The sequence below is a fragment of the Serratia sp. KG1D genome, from assembly GCF_037150675.1.
Classification (GTDB): Bacteria; Pseudomonadota; Gammaproteobacteria; order Enterobacterales; family Enterobacteriaceae; genus Serratia; species Serratia nematodiphila.
The window spans coordinates 50,213-75,495 of record NZ_JBAGIH010000001.1; the positions used below are offsets into that span (position 1 = coordinate 50,213).

The following is a 25,283-nucleotide window of genomic DNA, read 5'->3' on the forward strand; positions in this document are numbered from 1 at the left end:
GCATGCTGGAGCAGATGGGGAAGGCCGCCAAGCAGGCCTCCTGGCAGCTGGCGGTGCTGAGCACGGCGAAGAAGAATCAGGTGCTGTCGGTGATGGCCGACAGGCTGGAAGCCAACAGCGAAGCGATCCTGCTGGCGAACGAACAAGACATGGCGCAGGCGCGCGCCACCGGCATGAGCGAAGCGCTGCTCGATCGCCTGTTGCTGACCCCGGCGCGGCTGGCGGCGATCGCCAACGACGTGCGCCAGGTGTGCCGCCTGAACGATCCGGTCGGCCATGTGCTGGACGGCAACCTGCTGGACAGCGGGCTGAAGCTGGAGCGCCGCCGGGTGCCGCTCGGCGTGATCGGCGTGATTTACGAGGCGCGGCCGAACGTCACCATCGACGTCGCCAGCCTGTGCCTGAAAACCGGTAATGCGGTGATCCTGCGCGGCGGTAAAGAGACGCACAACACCAACCAGGCGACGGTGAAAGTGATCCAGCAGGCGCTGGAACAGTGCGGCCTGCCGGCGGCGGCGGTGCAGGCTATCGACAGCCCGGATCGCGCGCTGGTGAACGAACTGCTGCGCCTGGATCGCTATGTCGACATGCTGATCCCGCGCGGCGGCGCCGGCCTGCACAAGCTGTGCCGCGAGCAATCGACCATCCCGGTGATCACCGGCGGCATCGGCGTGTGCCACACCTACGTGGATGCCGACGTCGATTTCGACAAGGCGCTGACGGTGATTGAAAACGCCAAGATCCAGCGCCCGAGCGCCTGTAACTCGCTGGAGACGCTGCTGGTGAACCGCAGCATCGCCGCCGAGTTCCTGCCGGCGCTGAGCGCCAAAATGGCGGCGGTGGGCGTGACGCTGCACGCGGCGGAAAATGCGCTGCCGCTGCTGCAGGGCGGCCCGGCGACGGTGGTGCCGGTGAACGCAGAAGATTACGACGACGAATGGCTGTCGCTGGATCTGAACGTGCTGCTGGTGGACGATATCGATCAGGCCATCGACCACATCCGCACCCACGGCACCAACCACTCCGACGCGATCCTCACCCGTTCACTGAGCAGCGCCGAGCACTTCGTGCGCGCGGTGGACTCCTCGGCGGTGTACGTCAACGCCAGCACCCGCTTCACCGACGGCGGCCAGTTCGGCCTGGGCGCAGAAGTGGCGGTGAGCACCCAGAAACTGCACGCCCGCGGGCCGATGGGCCTGGACGCGCTGACCACCTACAAGTGGATCGGCTACGGCGACGATCTGGTGCGCAGCTAAGGCCGGATTGCGGTCATAAAGAGGTCAGGGCGCAGCGTGCTGCGCCCTGATTGTTTTTGGGGAAGGTTGAGTGTGCCGCAGTGTGGTTGCTTGCAAAACGACCAAACGCCCCGGCGGCTATTGACTCATTTCGCGCGCAGGTCTACCTTGTTCAACGCACATCCGGCTTGCCCCGCAGGCTTGGCTCGATGCCGATATAGCTCAGTTGGTAGAGCAGCGCATTCGTAATGCGAAGGTCGTAGGTTCGACTCCTATTATCGGCACCACCTCATTTTTTAACTTTCCCTTTCGTACGCTCCGTCACCGACTCTGCCGCAACGCTAAAGCCTATTAATCCGGTGCATGATGCAATACCTGGGCTTGTGTGCCATAAACCGCACAACACACAAACGTCGTAAACGGGAATATGCGTTGCTACGTTGGGACCTCACCGTCTTTTTCTTATCTGAGAATAAGGCATTGACGCGATTAATTCATTTAAACAAGTGAGGTTGTTATGTGTGAAGATTTAATATCAAGAACGAAGTGTTTTGTCTTTAATGGTCAAAGATACAGAGTCTTTATCTCTCACCGCAGGGGGATTGGCGGTAATTTGAACCCGCTGTATCTTTTGGATGCTAACTCCCAGTTTTCGGTCGTGACGGAACGTAACAACAGAAAACGCGATGGGGATATTCTTTATATCGGCATTGGCTATCAAGACGGGGTGGATATCTTGAAGGCAAGAACCCGTGATTATACGGTTCCCTCAGGAGAGAAAGAGTTTGCGGAGGGGGGCGGAGCGGCAGCATTTTATCAATTTATTGCCGCATGCGTTAAACCATGGATCGAAGCGCATTATCCTGTCAACGTAGACCAGCAAACGCTGGCAGGCCACTCGCACGGTGGTCATTTTGTGTTGTATACCCTGTTTAATCATCCTGATGCATTTCAAAATTATTTAGCGGCCAGCCCATCCATTTGGTGGGGCAATGGGGCGTTGATTCCTGACGGCAAGTTAACCATTGATGAGCATGTCAATCAGGTCACGCTGATGGTGGGAGAGTATGAAGAAAAACTTCATCCCCAAAGTAATGAAACAGAGAAAATGCAGATCCTTAGAATGAACGCCACGCCTAATCTGCGAGCCAGAAATCTGGCGGAGAAGTTGATCGGTAATGAACAGCGCTGTAGCTTTGTTTTTTGCACCGGGCGGCGCCATCCCGGCGTTATTAAGGATTATGCACAGGTGGCAAACCTGATCGCTGGGCATCGTCCCCAGAATGACGGGCTTTAGAATAGACATCGCGTTATTCAAGATCGATTTTATTGCTGTTAGTCCGGGCTGACGCTGCGAATCCTATCAATGCGAGTCACCTAGATTGCCAGTGGGAAGTCACCAGGGAAAATAAAATAGTCGACAGGATCTGGCCCCCGAAGAGGCAACACGCTTAGCGCGGCGTCAACGGCTGGCGTGATAGTCATGAATGTATGCGAATTATTTAATTTAAAAACAAAAAGATATTAAAGCATTGAGCCTTCGCCGCAGGAATATTCCTCCTCTTGCCGTACGTCTTTTTCCTGCCTTTCCCCGGTTAAACAACCGTTTAATTAATCACTGTTATAATTACCCCTGTTGAGCCTTGATGGGTGAATTTTTTCCTCCTCAAGCATTGCGATGCGGCGCTCTGTGGCGCGGCATCCGTTTTTGGACATGCCGGTGGTTCGGTGAGAAGTAAGGAGAAGTGCACTATGAGCAGAAAAGACAAGCTCGCGGCGGCCCTGCTGGCCATCTTCCTGGGTGGGCTGGGCATTCACAAGTTTTACCTGGGCATGAAGTGGTGGGGGTTGTTCTACCTGCTGTTCTGCTGGACGGGGATCCCGGCGATTGTCGGCTTTATCGAAGGCATTATTTATCTGTTCCAATCGGAAGATAAATTCAACCAGAAATACAATTCTGGCCTGATTTAATGCTTTTATGACGGTGCTTCCTGTTAAGGGACGCGCCGTCTTTCATTCCATTACTGTTTTTTATCAATATCTTACCGTGGATCTCTTTGCTCATCATTTTATTCGAACTGGAGAGCACGCGGGTTGACCATCATAATCCGCCAGGCCCAGCGCGGTGAGATCGGTCGCCAGTTCCATCGGCTGTTTGTTGTTTGGCGCTGGGAACATCGATTTGGCCGACATCATCATGGTGCAGCTGTTGATGGTGTAATCGGTTTTGACCTTCATGCCGATATATTTCGACTCCGGCATTTGCCGGCGACGTCGTGCTGCGGCGCCGGGCTGCCATTTTCCATCACGGCGTGCGCGTGTTCCGGCATTACTTCCGCGCTGCCGGTAGTGGGTTCTGCATCGGCCACGTAGGACGCGCCGCTAAAGGCGGCCACAGAGATAAGGATAATGCCTGTAACGATTTTAATCGTCGCTCCCCAGAATATTGTTGATGAAATATTTTATCGCCCGATAAAAACGGACTTTTTAAATTTCTGCAAGTGTGCTTGCGTGTGTTTGGATACATGTAAATAGTATATCTAAACATAGTCAATGATTGGAGTGTGTACAAATTATTGCGGTTTTTTTTCGCTTTCATTTTCCAGTTTTTTACAAGGAGTAAATGTTATATTGAAATGCGGGGAGTTATCTTTTTACGTTAAAAGCACTCTGTGAAGCGTTATTTATGTGATCTTCATAGTCACAGAAATAATGCTGAAATTACTACCTTTCTATCTAACGGCTAATTATTCATGGCATAGGCTTCAACCCCTTGCGTTTCCTGCGCTAGAATCAGGCGGTTTTCTCTTAGAAAAGGATATCGCCATGGCCGCCTGGGCCCTTTTGATCGTCGGTTGGGTGTTGATTTGGCAGGATCACCCGATTGTCGGCGTGCTGTGCATCGCGCTGTTTGCCGTGCTGCAATGGGTGAAGTACGCCGCTAAAGGCGCGCAAGACCCCGAAGAGGCCGCAGAGTGGCGCAAGACCGACTGGCATTCGCAGCCGATTGAAATGGCGCATGCCGGTGACTGTGACCGGCAGATAGGCGGCGTGGGGGAGTTGGGCATGGGCGGCCCCAGTTTTTGGACGCTGCTGCTGCGCGACGGGGCGATGGTGCATGGCGCCAGTGCCGAGCCGCAGGACGTGGACGGCGGCAGGTTGCGCCTGATCCCGACCCGCAGCCGCGAGGGAGAGGGGCTGACGGTGTACGAGCCTGCCGCCCAGGTGATGTACGCGCTGCCGGCGCTGACCGATCGTGAGCAGGGAGCCTTGGCCGCCGGTTCCGCCGAGGCGCTGGCGCGGCTGCGGGCGAAGTGTCGGCAGGTTGAGGCCACGGCGTTGCGGCAGGTGCGCGGTCTGTGGGTGCCGCAGTGGATAGAGGAACCGGCGGATCGTCTGGAGATCACCTTGCCCAGCGGCCGCGCGCTGACGGCGCGTTTGATGTTGCCGCCCGATCTGCGCTATGCAGACGATCCCGCCGCGCTGCTGCACGCACCGCCTTATGCGTTGTGGCTGGATAACCGGCCGACCGATCGCTTCGTGTGCGATCTCGAACGCGTGGCGGAATCCCCGGCGGGTGATGCCTTCAGCGTCGGCGGTTGCCAGTTCCGCGGCGAGCATATCGTGGATGGCCTGTACCACCTCTATTTCGCCGGCGAGTGGTTCTGCCTGCTTTCTTATGCGCACAAACCTGCAGGTGGGCGTGGTTCAGACACCACCTTTTTCGTTGAACGGGTCGAGCCGCAAGACGGCGGCGTGTTCGTGATTGAATGGGATGCCTACAGCGTGGGGCCCGACGGGCGTGAGCCGCGCGTGCCGGCCCCGCCGGTCTTGGTTATCGCGGTGAGCTGGCAGGAAGCGCCGCTGCAGCTGACCACGGCCAATAACCGCGTGACCGTGCGCCTGCCCAACGCTACGGCGTAATGTAACATGGTGAGCTCGCCGGCCTGCAAGGCGCGCGTTAATGCTCACATTTTGATTCGCTTAAGGGCGTTTCTTCCTGATCTTGCCGGGAGACTCGCCAAAATAGGTTTTACACACGCGATTGAAGTGTGAAACATCGACAAAGCCTGCCCGTTTGGCGATATCTGCGATGGAGAGTTCGTCAAATTCTTCGGTATTGAGCATACGTAATGCGGAGTTGGCGCGGTAGTTGATTAACGCCTGGCCGAAACTGGTGCCTTGATTGGCCATCACGCGGTGTAATGTTCTGGTTGAAATGCCGACCTCTCGCGCGATATCCGTTGCGGTCAGAACTAAATTCATGTGTCTTTGATGCAGACTTTCCACGATTTTCTGATAATTTCTATCGCGGCTAAATTTGCGGGACAAGGCATCTTCGCTAACCAAATCGTGATAGAGCAGCGAGAGCAGCATGCCGATTTGATCCAATATCATTGGCGGTTGAAAGTCGATTGTGCTCAGATAAGGCGGAGAAATCTGTTCCAGATAGGTGGCTAATACTTTCCCCCAGCCTGAAAGCTCGCTCAGGTTTTGTTCGATCATTTTTTCGGGATTGGCGACCCAGGTGTTGAGCCATTCAGCAGGCAATGCCAGCGTGCGATTAAGGAAACCCTCCGGCAAAAGTGAAATATATTCCTTGCGCGTATCGAGCAAGATTGCGCTTCCCGCAGGCACGGTGATCTCTTGGCCGTATCGATTAATAAATCGCCATGTGGTGCCGGCATACACGAGGTGGTATTCGTCGCTGGCGCTACGTAGAATATTCTTTCTGTCACGCTGTGAGCGTTTGGCTGAACCATTAATGTCAGTAATGGAGAATTGCCCGGCCTTGAGCGTTGACAGATGGCACCAGAAGCGGGAGTGATCGTCGATGGTGGTTGTAACGCTGATCAGGCTTTGTTTCAGCAGGCGATCAAATTCACTCAGCCGCTCTTCTGCAAGCATGCCGGCAGTTGACCAGTTAAATAAGGAGGACTTGTCCTTTCGCATTGCACCGCTCTCCATTTTACGTTGTCCGTTAACGTTTATTTTTCTCACATTGCCTAAAAAATGACTGTCTGACTGGGAATGTTCCTATTGTCTTCTATTAAAGCTGCACTCCTTTTCCTCTGCGCCGTAAGCCATCATCCTATAATGATAAGAGATAGGTTCCTTCTTAAGATGTAAATATCATAAATTATAGTTGATTGCATCGCTTGAACGGGGATTTATCAGATGATGTTTCTGATGTCATTAAGTTCTCTTATGTAATACAAGGGGGGATTGTTTTAAGGGGCTTAAGTAAACCGCCGTGATGATAATTATTTAAACCGGAATTTGCTTTGGGCGTCACTCAATTGGCTGTGAGTGACAGGTTGCGGGATAATTTGACAGCACATTCTTTTTCTGCCATTGGTTATTTGTGCAATGAAGTTAATTAAATGAGGAGGGAGAAGATGTCTGACGAATTTAACGGAAAGATCAGCGAGCGCGTCGTTCGAGAAATTATTATTTGGATTGATAATAACTTAGGTGGGGATTTGAGTATTGATGCCATATCCAGAAAGTCAGGTTATTCTAAATGGCATCTGCAGCGAGTGTTTAAAATGCGGGCCGGTATCAACCTGGGCGGTTATGTCAGAGAGAGAAGGGCGCTCTTTGCGTACTATGCTTTGACGGAAACGGATATACCAATAATTGATATTGCTTTTATGTTAGGCTTCAATAGTCAACAGGCATTTAGCCGAGTGATTGATAAAACATTCACGCTTTCACCCGGTGTTATTCGTCGGTTAAGCAGAAACGGCACGGTTTCTTTTCCGGCATTGATTAATAACAGCCATTGTTCAACGACCTCCATGAATCCCGCCATGCGGGTCTCTGCCATGGAGGGAATGCGTAAATTATTAATATAGTTAAATTCTAATTTTAATTGACGTCTGGTGATTGCCCCTTTTGCTTTTGATGCCTTGTCACTTTGAGCAAAAAAAATGGCACGTTTAACCCTATTAAAAAGGACGCTCTCCATTAGACTGAAAACAGTGAAATGCACATGGCGATCATGGAAAGGTAATAATTTGATTTTTAAATATTTTTTTCAGTTTTTACCGGGTTTAAGAGCTGATACCCCCCTTGGTTATATAAGAAAATGTTGATTTCTTTTAAGGTTTTTTCACGAGACAAGCCAATTTTGTTTCAGGGGGGAGGTAAATGATTGATGGAGTGGCTTATTTAATCAGCCTTTTGTTAATATTCCGATTTTGTGTCTTCAATTTGCTTCTCTGCTGAAAGAGACTAAAATTTATTCTATGCTTTGTCATCTTTCAGCTGGTCTTGGCGCTGTAGTTCTATACCCGGTCCGTTCGGTCCATTTAAAGGAGTGAGATATGTCAAAGAAATATGTTCGCCTTGATAAAAATGATGCCGCTGTGCTATTGGTCGACCATCAAACGGGGTTGCTTTCTCTCGTTCGTGATATCGATCCCGATAAATTTAAAAATAATGTCCTGGCTGTGGCTAATTTAGCAAAGTATTTCAAGCTGCCTACGGTGTTAACAACCAGTTTTGAAGTTGGCCCGAACGGCCCGTTAGTGCCGGAGCTAAAAGAGATCCATCCTGATGCTCCGTTTATTCCTCGCCCTGGGAATATCAACGCTTGGGATAATGAAGATTTTGTTAAAGCCGTCAAAGCTACCGGTAAAAAGCAATTGATTATCGCCGGGGTCGTTACGGAGGTTTGCGTCGCATTTCCTGCGTTGTCAGCGCTGGAAGAAGGCTTTGATGTATTCGTCGTGACTGATGCATCAGGCACCTTCAATGAACTTACGCGTGACTCCGCATGGGATAGAATGTCTCAGGCTGGCGCGCAGTTAATGACCTGGTTTGGCGTTGCCTGTGAATTGCACCGTGATTGGCGTAATGATATTGAAGGATTGGGCGCGCTGTTCTCAGCACATATCCCAGATTACAGAAATCTGATTACCAGCTTTAATAAAATGAGCGAGAAGTAATCTTCTAACGCTCTTTTTTGCATATATTTGGCATGATGCATGTGTTGCGTTGTATCATGCTAGTGTTTTTTCCCTTATCGCAGAGCTCTGTGATTGAGCTTAAATCGACAGGCCTTTTTTCTTTATATTCATCCATAAAAGTTTCTGGGCATAGGATGGGAAATTATGAATAACAAATTCAGTGTGATGTTCAACGCGATTGCCATATCTCTGATGACCTGCGGTATGGCCTATGCGGCGGATGCTTCTCACTCGCCGAAAGGGGAACAAGCGGTTGTTCAAACGGCAGAACCTTTCAAGGCCCATGTTTTGATTAATGGGCTTGATGCGCCCTGGGACATGATTTGGGGGCCAGATGGCGACCTCTGGGTAACGGAGCGCAAGGCTGCGTCAATCGTTCGTATCAACCCGCAAACGGGTGAAAAGCAGGTGGCGATCAAGATTGACGGCGTGCATGTCGGGCCGCAGCATGAAGGGGTATTGGGGCTGGCGCTGTCCCCGAACTTCATGAAGCCGGGAGGGGATAACTATGTCTACGCCTCCTATACCTATATGAATGGCAATGACGAGCACGCAAAAATCGTCCGTTTCGAGTATGACGAGAAAACCAAAAAACTGGGGAATGAGAAAGAAATTCTGGCGGGTTTCCCGGCAGGCAACGATCATAACGGCGGGCGCCTGCGTTTTGGGCCTGATGGCAAGTTGTATTACACGATCGGCGAGCAGGGCCACAACCAGGGTGCCAATTTCTGCAAGAAAATTGATGCTCAGCGAATCCCGACCGAAGCCGAGCTGGCTAAAAAAGATTATTCCTCTTACGCCGGTAAAGTCATTCGCTTAAATGTCGACGGCACTGTTCCAAGTGATAATCCGGTGATTCACGGGATAAAAAGCCATCTTTTCACCTACGGTCACCGTAATCCGCAAGGTCTCGTTTTCGTCGGCAATACGCTGTACGCCACAGAACAAGGGCCTTCATCCGACGATGAGTTGAATATCCTCGAAGCCGGCGGCAACTATGGCTGGCCTCATGTCGCAGGCTATCGCGACGATCAAGCATATGTTTACGCGAACTACTCCGAGGCTAAAAATTGCCCGTCTCTGCAATGGGATCCGAACCATATCCCGGCGGGCGTACCGATCCAGAAAGAGACCGAATGGAGCGCACCTGATTTCAAAGCGCCGTTGAAAACCTTCTTTACCGTAAGAGAAGGGTTTACTTATAACAACGCCAGTTGTCAGGGCGATTCATCCTATATGTGTTGGCCGACAATCGCGCCTTCCAGCATTGCGTATTATCCTGAGAATGGCGTGATAAAAGCTTGGCGCAACTCGGTTATTATCACTTCCATGAAAATGGGGGCATTGTACCGAGTGCCGTTAAATGCGGATAAGAAGGATGTGCAGGGGGATGTGATTAAATATTTCCACACCGCGAATCGTTACCGTACGGTGTTGGTGAGCCCTGATACGCGGAAAATCTATGTAGCGACAGATAATTTTGGCAACGTTATGGATGAAACCAACCATCCTACGCACGATCACAGCAACCCCGGTTCGATTCTGGTCTTTGAATATACCGGGCAGTAGTCGTGAATAAGGGAGATATCTGATGATATCTCCCTGAATTGAGCCGGAATAGAACGGATTTTTTGGCTTAGCTGCCGTTACTTTACATAAAGAGGGTAAACATCATGCTGTTATGGCAAAAACCTGAGTTTGTTGACCTGCGTCTGGGGCTGGAAGTGACGCTGTACATTTCCAACCGTTAATCGCCCGTCTGCCCGCCTTTCGCGCGGGCATTTCTTTCCCTTTTCTTCTGGTTTAGACATGCAGATAAAAGTTCTCGGCTCGGCAGCGGGCGGCGGCTTTCCCCAGTGGAATTGCAACTGCGACAACTGCCGGGGCGTTCGCAGCCACAGCATCAACGCCACGCGCCGCACGCAGTCTTCCATCGCCGTTAGCGATGACGGTAAAAACTGGGTACTGTGCAACGTTTCACCGGACATTTGCCATCAGCTGCTGGCCTCGCCCGAATTGAACAATCCCGACGTGCTGCGTGGCACCGGTATCGGCGCGATCGTGCTGACCGACAGCCAGATCGATCACTGCGCGGGCTTGCTCAATCTGCGTGAGGGGTGCCCGCATCAGGTCTGGTGCACGCCTGAAGTGCATGACGATCTCAGCACCGGCTTCCCGGTGTTTCCCATGCTCTCCCACTGGAACGGCGGGTTGAACCATCACCCGGTGACGCCCGGCGAACCGTTCCGCACGGCGGTCTGCCCAAGCGTGCGCTTCACCGCCATTCCGCTGCTCAGCAACGCGCCGCCCTATTCGCCGTACCGCGATCGCCCGCTGCCGGGCCACAACGTGGCGCTGTTTATCGAAGATACCGCGCGCGGGGTCGGGCTGCTGTACGCACCGGGCCTCGGCGAGCCGGACGAGACCTTGATGCCCTGGCTGCGCCGGGCGGATTGCCTGCTGATCGACGGCACGCTGTGGCGCGACAATGAGCTGGCCAACGCCGGCGTGGGGCGCAACACCGGCAAGGACATAGGGCACCTGGCGCTGGCGGAAGAGCACGGGCTGGCGGCCCTGCTCAGCGCCTTGCCCGCCAAACGCAAGATCCTGATCCACATTAACAATACCAACCCGATCCTCAATGAAGACTCGGCAGAGCGGCAAAGTCTGACCGCCGCCGGCATCGAAGTGAGCTGGGACGGCATGAACATCGAACTGTAGGGAATCGCCATGACGCAACCACGCCCCCTGACGCCGCAGGCATTTGAAGCGGCGCTGCGCGCCAAAGGCGCTTATTACCACATTCACCACCCGTACCACATCGCAATGCACAACGGCGAAGCGACGCGTGAGCAGATCCAGGGCTGGGTGGCCAACCGCTTCTACTACCAGACCAGCATTCCGATCAAGGATGCGGCGATCATGGCCTACACCCTGAACCGCCCGCCTTATCACAGCGTGACCGCCGCGCGGGTCTGGCACAACCAGAGGCTGGTGTAATGACGCCGAACCCTGAACATACCCCGATATTCCGCCGTGGCTACCGCCTGCAATGGGAGCCGGTGCAAAACAGCCACGTGATCCTCTACCCGGAGGGCATGGCCAAACTGAACGACAGCGCCGCCGCCATCTTGCAGCTGGTCGACGGCCACACCACGCTGAACGGCATCATTGCCCAGCTGAACGCCCGCTTCCCCGGCGCCGAAGGCTTGGCGGACGACGTGCTGGAGTTTTTCCAGCGCGCCTACGAACAAAAATGGGTGACCTTCCGTGACTGAACCACGTGCGCCGGCGGTGAATCCGCCGCTCTGGCTGCTGGCGGAGCTGACCTACCGCTGCCCGCTGCAGTGTCCGTACTGCTCCAACCCGCTCGATTTTGCCGCGCAGGAAAAAGAGCTGACCACCGCGCAGTGGATAGAGGTGTTTCGCCAGGCGCGGGCGATGGGCAGCGTGCAGCTCGGCTTCTCCGGAGGCGAGCCGCTGGTGCGTAAAGACCTGCCCGAGCTGATCGCCGCCGCGCGCGATCTCGGGTTTTACACCAACCTGATCACCTCCGGCATCGGCCTGACCGAGAAAAAGCTGCAAACCTTCGCCGACGCCGGGCTGGATCATATTCAGATCAGTTTTCAGGCCAGCGACGAAACGCTGAACGCCGCCCTGGCGGGCTCCGCCAGGGCGTTTCAGCAGAAGCTGGCGATGGCCAGGGCGGTCAAGGCGCTCGGTTATCCGATGGTGCTCAACTTCGTGTTGCATCGCCATAATATCGGCCAGATCGACCGCATCATCGAACTGGCGATCCAGCTGGATGCCGACGACGTCGAGCTGGCGACCTGCCAGTTCTACGGCTGGGCGCACCTGAACCGTGAAGGCCTGCTGCCGACCCGCGAACAGATCGCCGAGGCAGAAGCGGTGGTGAAACGCTATCGCGAGCGCATGGCCGCCGACGGCAAGCTGGCCAACCTGCTGTTCGTCACACCGGATTACTACGAGGAGCGGCCTAAAGGCTGCATGGGCGGTTGGGGGGCCATCTTCATGAGCGTGACGCCGGAAGGCATGGCGTTACCCTGCCACAGCGCCCGTCAGTTACCGATTACGTTTCCGTCGGTGCTGGAGCACGATCTGCAGCATATCTGGTACCACTCCTTCAGCTTTAACCGCTATCGCGGCTATGACTGGATGCCGGAGCCCTGCCGGTCCTGCTCGGAGAAAGAGCAAGACTACGGCGGCTGCCGCTGCCAGGCGTTCATGCTGACCGGCAACGCCGACAACGCCGACCCGGTGTGCGGCAAATCGCCGCACCACGGCACCATTCTGGCGGCGCGTGAAGCGGCGAATCGCTCGCAGATCGGTATCGATCAGCTGCGTTTTCGCAACCAGACCAACTCCCGACTGATCTTCAAGGGATAGCGTTGGTGCTGTCTTCACTGAGATCTGCCGGAACGGCCTTTTGAAAATTACGCCACGGTCTAACGCTTAAGGCAGCACCCTGACTTCGCCGTTGTGCAAGGTCAGCACCGCGATCGGGCTGCCGGAGAAGCACTCCTTAAAGAGCCAGCCGCTGGGACGAAACGCCGCTGCGGGCAGCCCGGCCTGCCACTCCTCCCACTGCGGGGTCGGCTGATCCGACGGCAAAGAGAAAGAGACCAGCCAACCGGCTTCGCAGTGCGCCCTTTGGCCGGTTGGACGGGTGAAGGTATGCGCATCCGCCAGCTCCATCACCGGCGGTAAAACCTCAAAAGCGATGATCGGCACGCCGGCCACGCTTTGCGGCTGAGGGAAGCGCACGGCGGTTACACCGTCCATCGTGATGGGGCTGTCTTCGGTGCCGGGCTGGCGCGGCTCCTGCCGGTTTATCCAGCTTCCCTTTGGCAGGGTGATTTCGCCGAACGGCCTGGCCGCCTCGAGCGTCAGGTAGCTGCGCCGATTCCAGCGTTCTTCCGCCCGCTGGCTCTTGAGATCCTGGATGGCAATGTCGATCAGCATCAGCGCGAACGCTACCGGGTAGATCGCCAGCGCCGAGGCCAATAGATAGCCGCCCCAGGAAAGCGGCGGGCGCGGGCGGCCGCAGCGGGCGGCGGCATATCGCCAGCCCCACCAGGCGAGCAGGATGCCGGCGAGCAGCAGGGCCAATAACAGCGCCAGCAGGCCGGCGACGCCGGCGCCATAACCTAACAGCATGGCAAGTTCCTTATGTTCACGGCGTGGTGGAGCGATAGCGAATGAAGTAGGGCAGCGCCGGGGTCTCCCCGTCATCGCCATAGTGGCTTTCCGGTTCGATCACGGTTTGGCGTGCGTCGTCGCGCCCGTTGTAGCGGTACTCCAACGGCTGTCGGTAGCGCACTTCGGATGAACGCAGATCGAAAATCAGCGAAAGACGGGCATCGCCGTTATCCGTTTGGGCGACCAGCTTATCGTTGCCCGCCCAGAGCTGATACAGCGATTTATCGCCGGTCTCCAGCAGCACCTTCAACTGCCCGTCGGATTGATAACGCAGAAGCTGATACAGTCCTCTGTCCAGCGTTTGGGCGATCAGGTAGATGCCGCCGTCCGAGGCCTGCGCGCTTTCCTCCACGCGCACCAGCAGCCAATGCAGTTCAATCACCTCGCCGGTTTTACCGTTAACGGCGATGTGTAACGCGCCGGATCCGAGCACCGGGTTCATCCAGAAATGCACGCGATCGCCATCAACGGCGGTGAAGATCTCGGGTACGGATTTGCGCTTACCGGAGGCGTAAGCCGTCGGTGAGTCCTCCTCGCCGCGCTCAAAGCCCAGCAGTTGCCGCGCGTCCAGCAGCGCCGGCAGATCCAGCGTCTGCCGCCAATGGGCGCCGAAGTCCGGGCTGTAAAATACGCCTTCGGTGCTGATGAGATACAGCGCGCGTTTTCCCGGTTGCGCCACCAGTTTGCCGCCGACAAAGGAAGGCCGGTTGTCGTCGCCCTCCGGCCAGGGGATCAGCGCCCCGATGGTGCCCCGTTGCACATCAACCAGCCTGCGGCCCTTAGAGAGAAAAAGCACGCACTCCTGCTCGCCGCAAACCGCATCGTGGATCAAGTCGTCGAGTTCCCCCAGCATCTGTAACCCTTTTGGGCCGGCAAACAACACCTGGCTGAGATAGTTGGCCGCCCAGCCGTAAAAGCTATTGTACGCGCGGTCTTCACTTCTTTTGCTGGTGAGCAGCAGGGCGCCGTCCTGCGCCGGGTAGCTGTGGATGAGATCGTAACGGGCTATTGTCGGCAACGCCTGGTCGCCCTGAGTCCATTGCCACTGCGCATAGCGTTGCTCAGGGGCGAGCAAATAGACGCCCAGCGCGCTGGCCAAAAACAGCGTCAGGATAATAAGGGGTCTTTTATAAAGCGCTAACGTCATCATTTCAGCTCCGTCACCTGAGCCTGCCGCCATAAACTGCGGCGCAGATTTCGCAGGTATTTAAACGTTTTAAACGTGCGGTGCTGGTCAAAAGAGTACAGGCGGCAGATCTGGGCGAACCCCTCGATCAACAGCGCCAGGCCGCTGACCATCAGCATCAGCAGCAGAATAATCGGCGGCAATTCGCTGCCGAGACGCTTCAGGGTCCAGGCATCCAGGTGAAAGCCGGCCGGGGTATCGGCGTTATCCACCACCATCATGCCGAGTACAAAACACGCCACGATTGCCCCAAAAATGAAGACAACGCGCGCGCACAGGTTAAGGCCGGCTTCGGTGAAGTAGCGGTTGCCGCCGATGAGATAGGTTTGGCGATCGCGATGATTGATGATCCCACGCACTTTGGGCAACTCGGGAATGACGTCGTTCTCGCAATACAGCACCTGCAGCGGATCGCCTTTAGCGATGAAAAGCGGATGTTGCCGACGAAATACCGGGTGCAGTTTGGTATTGGGGACATTGAGCGCGCGGGTCGTCAACGCGAAGTGCGTCTCCTTCTGACGCCACGCATACGTATCCAAATACTGCACCTGCCGCGGGATCTCATAGTGGCAGAGTTCGTAGTTCAGGGCGTTGACCGTCTCGATGCCAGAGGTCTCGACGCCGTCCGGGAGGGGGGGCGCGGTCTGCAGCGGTGCGGTCGCCGGCACAGCGTCTGCGCGGACGGCCCGGTATTTGATGCCGGGGATTTTCAGGCTGAGCGAGCCGGGCGGTGTGACGTCTTGCCCCTGCAGCACGCGATCCAGCGCCCGGAGCAGACGCCTGCGGCCGCGGTGCCCGATCAGCAGGAGCTCCGAACCGACGAACAGCACTATGCCGATGCCGATAAGGCCGGCGATGATGGCGATAAAGAACAGGACGATGGTCAGCCAGGAATCTTCCCCGTCCATGATGAAAAAGGCCGCCGGGAAACCGCCGGCCAGCACCGCGCCCAGCAGCAGCAGGGCGAAGTATTTCAGCTTGTATTTCAGCGTCCTGTCAGGCTCCAGCCGGCCTTTCGTGCCGTGCAGCAGCCAGTGCAGCCAGTAGCTGCCGTCTTGCAGGCGGTGGGCACCGATCTTCACCCGATCGCCGGCGGCGAGCCTGGCCAGCAGATTTTCGCTGTCGCTGAAGTCGTCGCGGTAAAAAAAGAACGTCTGGCCGGAGGCGATGATCCTCACCAGGTTGTCGGGCGCCGTCTGCTGGCAGGCGCATTGTTCGACGGTCACATTAAAAAATTGGGTTTGCATGTCATTCCCTGTCAGTGGGCGTGGCCCGAAAATTCATCCCTGGCGCCGGGTATTCAGCGTTTTTTCATCAGCGGCAGCATGCGCACCAGCGCATTGTCCTTGACGATATAGTGGTGGAACAGCGCGGCGGCGGTATGCAGGCCGATCAGCCAGTAGCCGAATGACGCCAGCGTTTTGTGCCAGCCGATAATCATTCGTGCCTGCGGCCGATCGGCTACGTCGGCGAACGGCATCGACAGGCCGAACAGATACCACTCCTTGCCGCCCAGATAGCGCGAATACACCCCCAGCACCGGCAGCGTCAGCAGCAGCAGGTAAATCAGGGCGTGCGTCAGGTGCGCCAGGCCGGTTTGCCACTTCGGCGGTTTGGGCGCGATGGCGGGCGAGGGGTGGCGCCAGCGCAGGAGCAGACGGGCGATCATCAGCGCAAACACCGTTACGCCGCAGCTGAAGTGGGTGACAACCAGCGCGTACCAGGGGGCGCTGCCCGGTTTGGCATAGCCGCGCAGCTCGATGGTGACACAGGTGATGACCAGCAGGATCGCCACCAGCCAGTGCAGGCGAATTTGCAACGGCATGTAGGTGTTCTGCACCGGGTTACCTTTTGATGTTAAAGGGTCTGTGTGCCGATGGTAACGAAATGTTACAGGCGAGGAAAGCGCCTGCATGCAGTTTAAGCAAAATGCCAGGGATTACGCCGCTTATTAAGCTATGAATTTAGTGGGTTAAGTGCCTGGCGACAGGGGAGGCAGTTAGCATCGTAAGTTGTGAAGTTAATGCGCGGTAGGTTCAGAGGCTGGCAGCTTATTAAGCGATGAGGCGGGTAGCGCCGCAGCTCTCGCCGCGGCGCCTGGGATCAGTTTAATTTGGCCTTGGCGAAGTCGCTGCCGTTCACGTCCACCACGTAGCCGCTCAGGTTGTTGCGGGTGGCGTAGAACACTTTGCCGGTGGCCAGCGGCAGCCACGGCGCCTGTTTGGCGAAGATCACCTGCGCCTGTTGATACAGCCTGGCGCGCGCCTGCGGCTGGTTCTCCTGGATCGCCTGCTGGATCAGGCTGTCGTAATCCTTATCGCACCAGCGCGCCACGTTGGCGCCGCTTTGCACGCCGGCGCAGCCGAGCAGGGTGGCGAAGTTATCCGGATCGCCATTGTCGGACACCCAGCCGTACAGTGCGCTCTGTTGCTCTCCTTTGCGCAGCCCGGCCAGATACTGGCCCCACTCCCAGGTAACGATCTTGGCCTTCACGCCCACCTTCGCCCAGTCGCTCTGAATCATCTCGGCGATGCGCTTCGAGTTCGGGTTGTAAGGGCGCTGTACCGGCATCGACCAGATGTCGGTCTCAAAGCCCTGCTCCAGCCCGGCTTGCTTCAGCAGTTCGCGCGCCTTCTGCGGATCGTAGGCGTACTCCGGCAGTTTATCGTTGTAGCCCAGCATGCCCGGCGGCAGCAGCGAGTTGGCCGGGGTGCCGCTGTCTTTGAACACGGCGGCGACGATCGCTTTCTTGTCTACCGCGTAGCTCAGCGCCTGGCGCACCAGCAGGTTGTCGAACGGTTTTTTCTGGGTGTTGAACGCCAGATAGCCGACGTTCAGCCCGGTAATGTCGTGCAGTTGCAGGTTGCCGTCGGCCTTGATGGCGGCGAATTGCTCCGGCAGCGGTGCCGGGATGATCTGGCATTCGTTGGTTTTCAGCTTGGCCAACCGGGTTTGCGGATCCGGCGTAATCGAGAAGATCAGGTGCTTGCTGGCCACGTCGCCCTGCCAGTAGTGCGGGTTGGCGATGTAGCGGATCAGCGAATCCTGCTTGTACTGCTGCAGCGCGAACGGCCCGGTGCCGATCGGCCAGTTGTCGACGTATTCCGGCGTGCCCTTTTTCAGCATCGCGTCGGCGTACTCGGCGGACAGGATCGAGGCGAAATCCATCGCCCAGTCGGCGACGAAGGCGGCGTTGGGCTGGCTCAGCGTGAAGCGCACGTGGTGTTCGTCCACCGCTTCCACCTTGGTGATCAGCTTATCCAGACCCATGTCGGTGAAGTATTCATAGTTGCCGCCGGAGACCTTGTGATACGGGTTGGCGGGATCCTTCTGCCGCATCACGGTGAACACCACGTCTTCGGCGTTGAAGTCGCGCGTTGGGGTGAAGTATTTGTTGCTGTTGAATTTCACGCCCTGGCGCAGGGTGAAGGTGTAGGTCTTGCCGTCCGGGCTGACGCTCCACTCGGTGGCCAGCGAAGGGGCGGGCGTTTTATCGCTTTCACGCAGCGTTACCAGGCGGTTGTACAGCACCTGAGAGGTGGCGATAAAGGTCGGCCCGGAGCTGGAAAGCTGCGGGTTGAACGATTCCGGCGAGGCGACGGTGCAGTACACCAGCGCATCGGAAGCGGCCAGCGCGCCGCCCGCCGACAACAGGCCGCAGCCGGCCAGCGCCAATCCGGCGATAGGGTGTTTTAAAAACGTCAAGGCAAGATCCTCAGGTGGAATGAGCCGTTACCGGCGAATTGATTTAACTATAGATAACGGATGGCGAGATCGGGAACAAGCCTCTCATCTGCGCATTCTGTGCGCCCCGCGTTGCCTGCCATTGCGGCGCAGATCTACACTGCTGGGCAAACAGTCACTCGCAAGGATTTCCCGATGAGCCACTTTCGCCCTGTCGCCCTCGAACACGCCAGCCGCCTGCTGAATCACGGTCCGACGGTATTGATCACCAGCCGCAGCCATGACGGCGCCAAACGCAACGTGATGGCCGCCGCCTGGTCGATGCCGGTGGAGTTCAGCCCGCCGCGCATCGCCATCGTGGTGGACAAAGGGGCGCACAGCCGGCAAATGATCGAAGAGAGCGGCGCATTCGGCATTTGCGTGCCGGCGGCGATGTTCATCGACGCCACCTACGCGGTGGGCAGCGTGTCCGGGCTGGATGAAGACAAATTTTCCCGTTTCCATATCGCAGCGATGCCGAGTGCAGCGCTGCAGGTACCGCTGATCGAACAGGGCTGCGTGGCGTGGCTGGAGTGTCGCTTGCTGCCGGAAAGCGGCGCGCAGGAAAAATACGACACCTGTTTCGGCGAGGTGCTGAGCGCGGCGGCGGACGAGCGGGTGTTCCAACAGGGGCGCTGGCACTTCACCGCCGCCAATGCGGATCTGCACACCATTCATCATCTGGGGGCGGGCAACTTCGTGCGCAGCGGCGAGACGCTGCGGGCCAAACCGCTTTAATCGGCCTTGCGTTTGCGGTCTGCATCATAGCGCTCGCGGGCGGCGTCCAGCTCGGGGAAGTGGTATTCCGCCCACTTATCCAGCGCCGTCAGCGTCTCGACCAGCGAGCAGGCGACGGCGCTGAGGCGGTATTCCACATGGGCCTGATTCTTTTCACTTAAATCCAGCCGCTCGAGCAGCCCGTTGCGTTCCAGCTGGCGCAGCGTTTGCGTCAGCACCTTCTGCGAAATGCCGTCGATGCGGCGCAGCAGCTCGCCGTTGCGCATCGGCCGCTGCGCCAGCGCGGGCAGGATCAACATTACCCACTTGCCGGAAATCAGCGCCAGCGCATCGCGCGCGGAGCACTTGCTCGAATAGACGTCGCCGGGATAAGCCATTGGGGGTTACCTTCAGGTGCGTAATTGCCAAGAGGGCGATAAAGCCACAGCATAACAGCACCACCTTACAACGGGAGAAACAGGATGAACGTGCTGATTGTGCTGGCTCACCCCGAGCCGCATTCTTTCAATGCCCATTTGGCCGAACAGGCGCGGCAGGCCTGGCTGGCGCAGGGGCATCAGGTGAAAACGGTCGATCTGTATCAGGAGGGATTTGATCCGCGCGAGGGCGCCGGCCACTACCCCAGCAGAAAGCAGGCGGACCGGTTCGATGCGATGCAGGAGCAGCGCCATCACTGGACGATCCAGGCGCTGCCGGCGGAGATCCGGCGGCATATCGAGCTGCTGAGCTGGGCGGATACGCTGGTGCTGCAGTTCCCTTTCTGGTGGTTCGGCGCGCCGGCCATCATCAAGGGCTGGATGGATCGGGTGTTCGTTTACGGCGGGATCTACGACAGCCGCCACCGCCATGAGAACGGCGTGATGCGCGGCAAGCGGGCGCTGCTGACCGTCACCGCCGGCGCTTCCGCACAGGCCTGCGCGCCGGACGGGCGCGACGGTGACATGCGGCTGATGCTGTGGCCGATCATGCATGCGCTGCACTATATCGGCTTTAGCGTGCTGGAGCCGTTCCTGGTCTATGGCGTGCGCGGCGGGCTGGCGGGCGAGGAGCGGCAGGCGCAAAACGCCGCGTTGGCGCAGGTGACGCAGGCGTATCGGGCTGGCTTAAGCGACCTTGCCGCCTGGCCGGCGGTGCCGTTCAACCGTAATGAAGATTTTGACGCCGATCTGGCGCTGAAGCCCGGCGCGCCGGTCTACAGTCCGTTCGTGCGGCACCGAGATCCGGCTTAGAACCCGGCCTTCAGCAGTTCCTCGCGCAAATCGTCGATAATCGCCGGTTCGATGTCGGGGAACTGCTGCTGAATATCGGCGATGGCTTCGGCCACGCTCGGGCCGGCGAAGGTGCCGGAGAAGGGCAGCAGCGGCAGATTCGCGTCGCTGTCCGGCAGTTCACCGCGGATGGTGCCGGTGATCATGCCCGCTTTTTTTTCCGCCGTGAGGTCGTACTCCCCCACGCTTTTGTCGATCGGTTTCATTGGCCGCCTCGCTGTCGGTGAGTGTTTACCCTGTTCTGTTAAAGCATAGTGTTTCAGGCAATGAATACCAATCAATGTATATAATATTAATATAAAACAAAGTGATGCGTATTTTTGTCGTTTGACGTTCACCGGGGGCTGGCGCTATGCTCTTGGCGCTAAAGGAACCTTCCTCACTGACAGGGACAGACGACATGAAAAGACTGAAAAGCGCGGCGCTGCTGTTGCCGCTGTTGGCGCTCAGCGCCTGCACTCACTCCCTCAGCAGCGCAGAGCAGCATGCCAAACACTACGTTTATCAAACCCGCGACGACTTCGATCCGCAATTCCGCACCGATGTGAACGGCAGCATTAAAAACGCCGTGCCGATGTTCGAACAGTTCTATCAGCAGGGGAAAAAGGATCGCGCGGCGGGCGTGGCGCGCAGCGAAGCGCAGAAAAAGGCCGACTACCTGGCCAGCGCGGAATTCCAGCAGAACATGCAACACAAAACCATTTTCATCAATCGCGCCTACAGCAGCACCGACAATCCTAAACGCCGCCAGGTGCTGTCGCAGGAAGCGGTAGGCGCCTATTGGGACGGCTACGAAGGGCGCTGACTTAATCCCACATAAACAGAAGGTAATAAAAACTGGCCTTCTGGCGGTTATTTGATTATAAAAACCGCCGCTAAGGACGATGTTCATAGAAGAAACCAGGAGTGTTTATGTTGGCAAAAGTTAAGCGTTCGTTCGCCGCCGCCGTCGTATTGATGTTGGCGCTGCCCGCGGTGCAGGCCGCGGATTACCGTGCGGGCGAGCAATATACCCGGCTGGATAAGCCGGTGGCCGCCGCACCGGCGGTGGTGGAGTTTTTCTCCTTCTACTGCGGGCCTTGCTATCAGTTCGCCGAAACCTACCGCGTAGGCAGCACCGTGGCGCAGGCGCTGCCCGCCGGTGAGAAAGTCACCAAATATCACGTCAGCCTGATGGGCAAACTGGGCAATGAGCTGACCGAAGCCTGGGCGGTGGCGACGGTGCTGGGCGTGGAAGACAAGATTGAAGGCGCGATGTTTGACGCGGTGCAGAAACAGCGCGCCGTCAACGGCGCCGACGATATTCAGCGGGTGTTCACGGCGGCCGGCATCGATGCCGCCACCTACGAAAACGCGCGCCACAGCCTGCTGGTCAAAGGATTGATCGCCAAGCAGAACGAAGCGGTGAAAGCGTTCGAGGTGCGCGGCACCCCGTCGTTCTACGTGGCAGGCAAATACAAGATAGATAATGCCGGCATGGCCAGCACCAGCGTCGAAGGTTACGCCAAAGAGTACGCGGCGGTGGTGCGCCATCTGTTGGATACGCAGCCTTAAGGCGATGCCTCCCCGGCGCCCGGTGATCTGTGATCGCGGCGCCAAATCCCCCGCTCGCCATTGATTGTGTGTTAACGGATTGTTATGGTGTTTTTCTGTTCAACGGCGCAGCACCGCTGCTGTTTGAAGGGAGAGATCATGACGGCATTGGCAACGCTCCGGGACGTCGGCTTCGAAGAGTGGCTGGGGAAAATCAACACCGCCTGCGGCCGATTCTGCGCGAAAACGTTGGGGCCCGGCTTTCGCGGGGCGATGCAGGAGTTTCGCGCCCATGCCCTGCGCCTGAGTGTGGTCGACGTGTCTCAGGCCCGGTTGTACCGCACGCCGCGTGAGATCGCCCGCAGCGACGGCGCGCACTTTTTCACCGTCATCCAGCTGCGCGGCAGCGCGTTGATGGAGCAGGGCGATCGCCAAACGCTGCTCTCCCCCGGCGACATGACGCTGATCGATGCCTCACGGCCCAGCAGCTTCACCTTCCAGCGCGATTCGCGCCAAATCTCCCTGTTGTTGCCGCGCGGCTGCCTGCCGCTGCCGCCGCCTGGTGCGCAGCGTCTCGGGGCCGAGCTCAGCGCGGTGCGCCTCAGCCGCCAGCTGGTGCTGAGCAGCATGCAGGATCCTCAGCTCGCCGCGGCGGAAAGCGAGGCGGTGCTGAATGCGCTGGCGGCGCTGCTGCGCCCGGCGTTGGCGCTCGAACAGGCGCGTCCGGAGGGGCAACAACCGGTCTTCGACAAGGCGCTGGCGTTGATCGACAGGCATATTCAGTCGGCGCAGCTGCGCCCTGAGTGGGTGGCGGCCGAGTTGGGGGTGTCGCTGCGCAGTCTGTATCGGCTGTTCGCCCGCCAGGGGCTGGTGGTGGCCCAGTACATCAGGAACCGCAGGCTGGATCTGTGCGCGCAGGCGCTGCGCAGCGCCGCCGGGCAAGAAAAGCTGGCCGGAGTCGGCCTCGACTGGGGCTTCGCCGATCACAGCCATTTCTCGACCGCTTTCAAGCAGCGTTTCGGCATGTCGCCGAGCGAGTACCGTCGGCAGTATCAGTAAGTCAGGGCGCGGGCCAGGCCCGCGCCGCTTCACTCAATAGCGGATGCAGACCGATTTCGACTCGGTGTAAGCGTCCAGCCAATCCGGGCCGAAATCACGGCCGCTGCCCGACTGTTTGAACCCGCCGAACGGCATGTTCGGGTCGATCAGCGTATGGGTGTTGACCCACACGGTGCCGGCCTGAATGCGCGGCGTCAGCGCCATCGCCTGCTGCAGGCTGGTGGTCCACAGGCTGGCGGTCAGCCCGAAGTCGGTGTCGTTAGCCTTGCTCAGCGCTTCTTCGGCGCTCGCCACCCGGATCAGGTTGACCACCGGGCCGAACACTTCCTCGCGCGTCAGGTTCAGCCTATCGTCCGGGTTGATCACCAGGGTCGGCGGAATGTAGAAGCCGTTGGCGTCCGGCCCGGCCGCGCCGCCGATAAGCTCGGCGTTTTTCGCCCGGGCGTCGTCCAGGTAGGCCGCCACCTTGTTGCGGTGCGCGAGCGATACCAGCGGGTTGATTTGCGCGCCGGTATCCATCCCCGGCCCGACCGACAGCGATTTCACCGCCTGTTCGAATCCGGCCACCAACCGATCATAAATCGGCGCTTCGATATAGATTCGCGAGCTGGCGGCGCACACCTGCCCCTGGTTGAGGAAGCTGCCGAGCATCAGGCCTTCGATCACCTGCTGTGGATCGGCATCTTTCAGCACGATGGCCGGGTTTTTGCCGCCCAGCTCCAGCGTCACGCGGGTCAGGCGATCCGCCGCGGCGCGCGCAATGCTTTTGCCGACCGGCGTGGAACCGGTAAAGCTGACTTTGGCGATCAGCGGATGTTCGGTCAGCGCCTTGCCGCACACGGTGCCGCGGCCGGTGACCACGTTGAACACGCCCGGCGGCACGCCGGCTTCGCTCGCCAGCTCGGCCATGCGCAGCAGGGTGAGCGGGGTGGTTTCCGACGGTTTGATGACGATGGAGCAGCCCGCCGCCAGCGCCGGCATCACTTTCCACATGCCGATCATCAGCGGGAAGTTCCAGGGCACGATGCCGGCGACCACGCCAATCGGCTCTTTGCGGGTATAAACCTGATATTTGGCGCCCGGCGGAATCGGAATGGACACGTCCAGCGTCTGGCCGGTGATTTTGGTCGCCAGCCCGGCGGTGTAACGCATCCAATTCAGGGTGTTGCCGACTTCTAAGCCGCGGGCGATGTTGATCGATTTGCCCTGTTCCAGGGTTTCGAGCTGCGCCAGCTCTTCGGCATGCTGCTCCACCAGATCGGCGAAGCGCAGCAGGATGCGCTCGCGCTCTACCGGCAGGCGCTGCGCCCAGACGCCTTCGCTGAAGGCTTTATGGGCGGACTGCACCGCCAGTGCGACGTCGTGTTCATTGGCGTCGGCGGTCGTGGCGATCTGCTGGCCATTGGCGGGGTTATACACCGCCAGGCGGCCTTCCGCGGCGGACGCGCGCCACTGGCCGTCGATATACAGCCCATGCTGACGATCGAGAAAACGCGATACGCTATCCAGCACGGCTACGGTATTGTCAGACATACATCCTCCGATCAGGCTCATCAGGTTATCGTTAACCCTGAGAGTCTAGATCAGCGGGAAAGCGGCGGCTTTGGTCTGCCTGACATTCGGTTTGCCCTGCGTGTCATTTTGCCGTGACGGACGAGTAAACTGCGGCCGGCGGGCGCCGGCCGAGAGGGATTACGAACTCAGCGTCGCCAGACGGGTGGCGAAACCGAGGAACAGCAGGCCGATCAGGCCATTGCCGAGCTTCGCCAGGCCTTTCTTGTGATTGAAGAAATGCGCCAGCATCGCGCCGGAGAAGATCAGCGTGCTCATGTAGATAAAGCTGACGGCTTCGAGGATCAGCGCCAGAATGGTGAACGACAGCCCGGTGTGTGCGTAGTTGAAGTCGATGAACTGCACGAAGAACGACACGTAAAACAGGATCGCTTTCGGGTTGGTCAGGCTCAGCGTCAGCGACTTGCGCAGAATGCTGTGGCCGCCTTCAATTTGCTGCTGTTGCGCCTGCGCCTTCTGCACGAAGGTGGCGTAGAGGATTTTTGCGCCGAGGAACAGCAGATAAATCGCGCCGAGAAAACGCACCAGGGTAAACAGGAACGGCGTGGTGCGGATCAGCGACGCCACGCCGATATAGGCGCAGAAGATCAGGATCGCATCGCCGATAAACACGCCCAGCGCCGCGGTGTAGCCGGCGCGCACGCCGCGCGATATGCCGGTTTTCAGCACGTACAGCGTATTCGGCCCCGGCAGAATGATGATGAAGACCACCCCGGCCAAATAGGTCCATAGATTCAGGACGCCAAAACTCTCTAACACAATAACCTCTCCATGC

At 57.8% G+C, this 25,283-nt stretch carries 27 protein-coding genes, 1 tRNA gene and 1 pseudogene; 18 read left to right on the top strand and 11 right to left on the bottom strand.

Translation table 11 applies throughout. The features are described from left to right. The first annotated feature begins 2 nt into the window (after positions 1 to 2). The 4 genes from proA to WFM45_RS00275 all read left to right on the top strand — a co-directional run bounded on the left by proA (position 3) and on the right by WFM45_RS00275 (position 3,206). On the top strand, positions 3 to 1,256 hold the full coding sequence (gene proA, locus WFM45_RS00260; RefSeq protein WP_019454296.1) for a glutamate-5-semialdehyde dehydrogenase: 1,254 nt from the start codon (positions 3 to 5) through the stop codon (positions 1,254 to 1,256). Between the two features lie 190 nt (positions 1,257 to 1,446). Next, positions 1,447 to 1,522: transfer RNA gene (locus WFM45_RS00265), tRNA-Thr, on the top strand. A gap of 230 nt (positions 1,523 to 1,752) precedes the next feature. Continuing rightward, complete coding sequence (locus WFM45_RS00270; RefSeq protein ID WP_336954009.1) at positions 1,753 to 2,532, top strand: alpha/beta hydrolase; 780 nt, start codon at positions 1,753 to 1,755, stop codon at positions 2,530 to 2,532. Positions 2,533 to 2,987: 455 nt separating this feature from the next. Continuing rightward, the gene (locus tag WFM45_RS00275) at positions 2,988 to 3,206 is read left to right on the top strand and encodes a TM2 domain-containing protein (RefSeq protein WP_004930265.1); all 219 of its coding nucleotides are present in this window, start codon (positions 2,988 to 2,990) and stop codon (positions 3,204 to 3,206) included. A gap of 93 nt (positions 3,207 to 3,299) precedes the next feature. Here the strand turns inward: WFM45_RS00275 and WFM45_RS00280 are convergent, their stop codons facing one another. After that, the gene (locus WFM45_RS00280) at positions 3,300 to 3,497 is read right to left on the bottom strand and encodes a hypothetical protein (RefSeq protein WP_243750852.1); all 198 of its coding nucleotides are present in this window, start codon (positions 3,495 to 3,497) and stop codon (positions 3,300 to 3,302) included. Between the two features lie 564 nt (positions 3,498 to 4,061). Between WFM45_RS00280 and WFM45_RS00285 the strand changes: the two genes are divergently transcribed. After that, on the top strand, positions 4,062 to 5,159 hold the full coding sequence (locus tag WFM45_RS00285) for a hypothetical protein (RefSeq protein WP_085336591.1): 1,098 nt from the start codon (positions 4,062 to 4,064) through the stop codon (positions 5,157 to 5,159). Positions 5,160 to 5,219: 60 nt separating this feature from the next. On the opposite strand, the gene WFM45_RS00290 is transcribed toward WFM45_RS00285, so the two are convergent. After that, positions 5,220 to 6,188 carry a helix-turn-helix domain-containing protein gene (locus WFM45_RS00290; protein ID WP_336954015.1) on the bottom strand — a complete coding sequence of 323 codons (969 nt, stop codon included), beginning with the start codon at positions 6,186 to 6,188 and terminating at the stop codon, positions 5,220 to 5,222. A gap of 446 nt (positions 6,189 to 6,634) precedes the next feature. On the opposite strand from WFM45_RS00290, the gene WFM45_RS00295 reads away from it, so the two are divergent. From WFM45_RS00295 to pqqE, 8 genes and pseudogenes are all read left to right on the top strand, one after another. Further along, a complete protein-coding gene (locus WFM45_RS00295; protein WP_033634152.1) occupies positions 6,635 to 7,093 on the top strand; it encodes a helix-turn-helix domain-containing protein in 459 nt (152 codons plus the stop codon). A 471-nt stretch (positions 7,094 to 7,564) separates the two neighbouring features. Then, positions 7,565 to 8,188 (top strand): isochorismate family cysteine hydrolase YcaC, encoded by a 624-nt coding sequence (ycaC, locus tag WFM45_RS00300; protein WP_015376766.1) that lies wholly within the window; start codon positions 7,565 to 7,567, stop codon positions 8,186 to 8,188. A 165-nt stretch (positions 8,189 to 8,353) separates the two neighbouring features. Beyond that, positions 8,354 to 9,778: a glucose/sorbosone family PQQ-dependent dehydrogenase gene (locus WFM45_RS00305; RefSeq protein WP_004930281.1), complete on the top strand. Its 1,425-nt coding sequence runs from the start codon at positions 8,354 to 8,356 to the stop codon at positions 9,776 to 9,778. A gap of 104 nt (positions 9,779 to 9,882) precedes the next feature. After that, positions 9,883 to 9,960, top strand: a complete 78-nt coding sequence (gene pqqA / locus WFM45_RS00310) for a pyrroloquinoline quinone precursor peptide PqqA (RefSeq protein WP_004930284.1) — start codon at positions 9,883 to 9,885, stop codon at positions 9,958 to 9,960. A gap of 58 nt (positions 9,961 to 10,018) precedes the next feature. After that, positions 10,019 to 10,930 (top strand): pyrroloquinoline quinone biosynthesis protein PqqB, encoded by a 912-nt coding sequence (pqqB, locus tag WFM45_RS00315; RefSeq protein ID WP_336954018.1) that lies wholly within the window; start codon positions 10,019 to 10,021, stop codon positions 10,928 to 10,930. A 9-nt stretch (positions 10,931 to 10,939) separates the two neighbouring features. Next, positions 10,940 to 11,137, top strand: a pseudogene (locus tag WFM45_RS00320) (pyrroloquinoline-quinone synthase PqqC); the annotation flags it as partial. A 71-nt stretch (positions 11,138 to 11,208) separates the two neighbouring features. Continuing rightward, entirely contained in the window at positions 11,209 to 11,487 is a 279-nt protein-coding gene (pqqD, locus tag WFM45_RS00325) for a pyrroloquinoline quinone biosynthesis peptide chaperone PqqD (protein WP_166729981.1), read from the top strand. Beyond that, positions 11,480 to 12,616: a pyrroloquinoline quinone biosynthesis protein PqqE gene (gene pqqE / locus WFM45_RS00330; protein ID WP_336954021.1), complete on the top strand. Its 1,137-nt coding sequence runs from the start codon at positions 11,480 to 11,482 to the stop codon at positions 12,614 to 12,616. The genes pqqD and pqqE overlap by 8 nt, the downstream gene beginning before the upstream one ends. A gap of 66 nt (positions 12,617 to 12,682) precedes the next feature. Here the strand turns inward: pqqE and WFM45_RS00335 are convergent, their stop codons facing one another. The 5 genes from WFM45_RS00335 to WFM45_RS00355 form a co-directional block, all read right to left on the bottom strand. Continuing rightward, positions 12,683 to 13,387, bottom strand: a complete 705-nt coding sequence (locus WFM45_RS00335) for a hypothetical protein (protein WP_060558664.1) — start codon at positions 13,385 to 13,387, stop codon at positions 12,683 to 12,685. A gap of 16 nt (positions 13,388 to 13,403) precedes the next feature. Beyond that, positions 13,404 to 14,579 (bottom strand): hypothetical protein, encoded by a 1,176-nt coding sequence (locus WFM45_RS00340; RefSeq protein ID WP_336954025.1) that lies wholly within the window; start codon positions 14,577 to 14,579, stop codon positions 13,404 to 13,406. Next, entirely contained in the window at positions 14,576 to 15,862 is a 1,287-nt protein-coding gene (locus tag WFM45_RS00345; protein ID WP_048322289.1) for a hypothetical protein, read from the bottom strand. Before WFM45_RS00345 ends, WFM45_RS00340 begins: the two co-directional genes overlap by 4 nt. Before the next feature lie 53 nt (positions 15,863 to 15,915). Continuing rightward, entirely contained in the window at positions 15,916 to 16,440 is a 525-nt protein-coding gene (gene cybB, locus WFM45_RS00350) for a cytochrome b561 (RefSeq protein ID WP_080352430.1), read from the bottom strand. Between the two features lie 278 nt (positions 16,441 to 16,718). Next, complete coding sequence (locus WFM45_RS00355) at positions 16,719 to 18,320, bottom strand: ABC transporter substrate-binding protein (protein ID WP_336954028.1); 1,602 nt, start codon at positions 18,318 to 18,320, stop codon at positions 16,719 to 16,721. Positions 18,321 to 18,494: 174 nt separating this feature from the next. Here WFM45_RS00355 and WFM45_RS00360 point away from each other — a divergent pair, with 174 nt between their 5' ends. Beyond that, positions 18,495 to 19,076 carry a flavin reductase family protein gene (locus WFM45_RS00360; RefSeq protein WP_085336582.1) on the top strand — a complete coding sequence of 194 codons (582 nt, stop codon included), beginning with the start codon at positions 18,495 to 18,497 and terminating at the stop codon, positions 19,074 to 19,076. Here the strand turns inward: WFM45_RS00360 and WFM45_RS00365 are convergent. Then, positions 19,073 to 19,453, bottom strand: a complete 381-nt coding sequence (locus WFM45_RS00365; RefSeq protein ID WP_033634059.1) for a winged helix-turn-helix transcriptional regulator — start codon at positions 19,451 to 19,453, stop codon at positions 19,073 to 19,075. The two genes, WFM45_RS00360 and WFM45_RS00365, sit on opposite strands and share 4 nt — an antisense overlap. Before the next feature lie 84 nt (positions 19,454 to 19,537). Between WFM45_RS00365 and WFM45_RS00370 the strand changes: the two genes are divergently transcribed. Then, positions 19,538 to 20,305 (top strand): NAD(P)H-dependent oxidoreductase, encoded by a 768-nt coding sequence (locus tag WFM45_RS00370; RefSeq protein ID WP_085336581.1) that lies wholly within the window; start codon positions 19,538 to 19,540, stop codon positions 20,303 to 20,305. Here WFM45_RS00370 and WFM45_RS00375 read toward each other — a convergent pair. Continuing rightward, positions 20,302 to 20,550 carry a hypothetical protein gene (locus tag WFM45_RS00375; protein ID WP_004940639.1) on the bottom strand — a complete coding sequence of 83 codons (249 nt, stop codon included), beginning with the start codon at positions 20,548 to 20,550 and terminating at the stop codon, positions 20,302 to 20,304. The genes WFM45_RS00370 and WFM45_RS00375 overlap by 4 nt on opposite strands. Before the next feature lie 194 nt (positions 20,551 to 20,744). Between WFM45_RS00375 and WFM45_RS00380 the strand changes: the two genes are divergently transcribed. The 3 genes from WFM45_RS00380 to feaR all read left to right on the top strand — a co-directional run bounded on the left by WFM45_RS00380 (position 20,745) and on the right by feaR (position 22,936). Beyond that, positions 20,745 to 21,149, top strand: a complete 405-nt coding sequence (locus WFM45_RS00380; RefSeq protein WP_033634055.1) for an Exc2 family lipoprotein — start codon at positions 20,745 to 20,747, stop codon at positions 21,147 to 21,149. Positions 21,150 to 21,256: 107 nt separating this feature from the next. Next, entirely contained in the window at positions 21,257 to 21,898 is a 642-nt protein-coding gene (locus tag WFM45_RS00385) for a protein disulfide oxidoreductase DsbA (protein ID WP_015376779.1), read from the top strand. Positions 21,899 to 22,036: 138 nt separating this feature from the next. Next, positions 22,037 to 22,936: a transcriptional regulator FeaR gene (gene feaR / locus WFM45_RS00390; protein WP_015376780.1), complete on the top strand. Its 900-nt coding sequence runs from the start codon at positions 22,037 to 22,039 to the stop codon at positions 22,934 to 22,936. Positions 22,937 to 22,969: 33 nt separating this feature from the next. Here the strand turns inward: feaR and WFM45_RS00395 are convergent, their stop codons facing one another. Continuing rightward, positions 22,970 to 24,469, bottom strand: coding sequence for an aldehyde dehydrogenase family protein (locus WFM45_RS00395; RefSeq protein ID WP_336954037.1), 1,500 nt, complete (start codon positions 24,467 to 24,469; stop codon positions 22,970 to 22,972). Between the two features lie 159 nt (positions 24,470 to 24,628). Then, on the bottom strand, positions 24,629 to 25,267 hold the full coding sequence (leuE, locus tag WFM45_RS00400) for a leucine efflux protein LeuE (protein WP_004940625.1): 639 nt from the start codon (positions 25,265 to 25,267) through the stop codon (positions 24,629 to 24,631). Between the last annotated feature and the right edge of the window lie 16 nt (positions 25,268 to 25,283).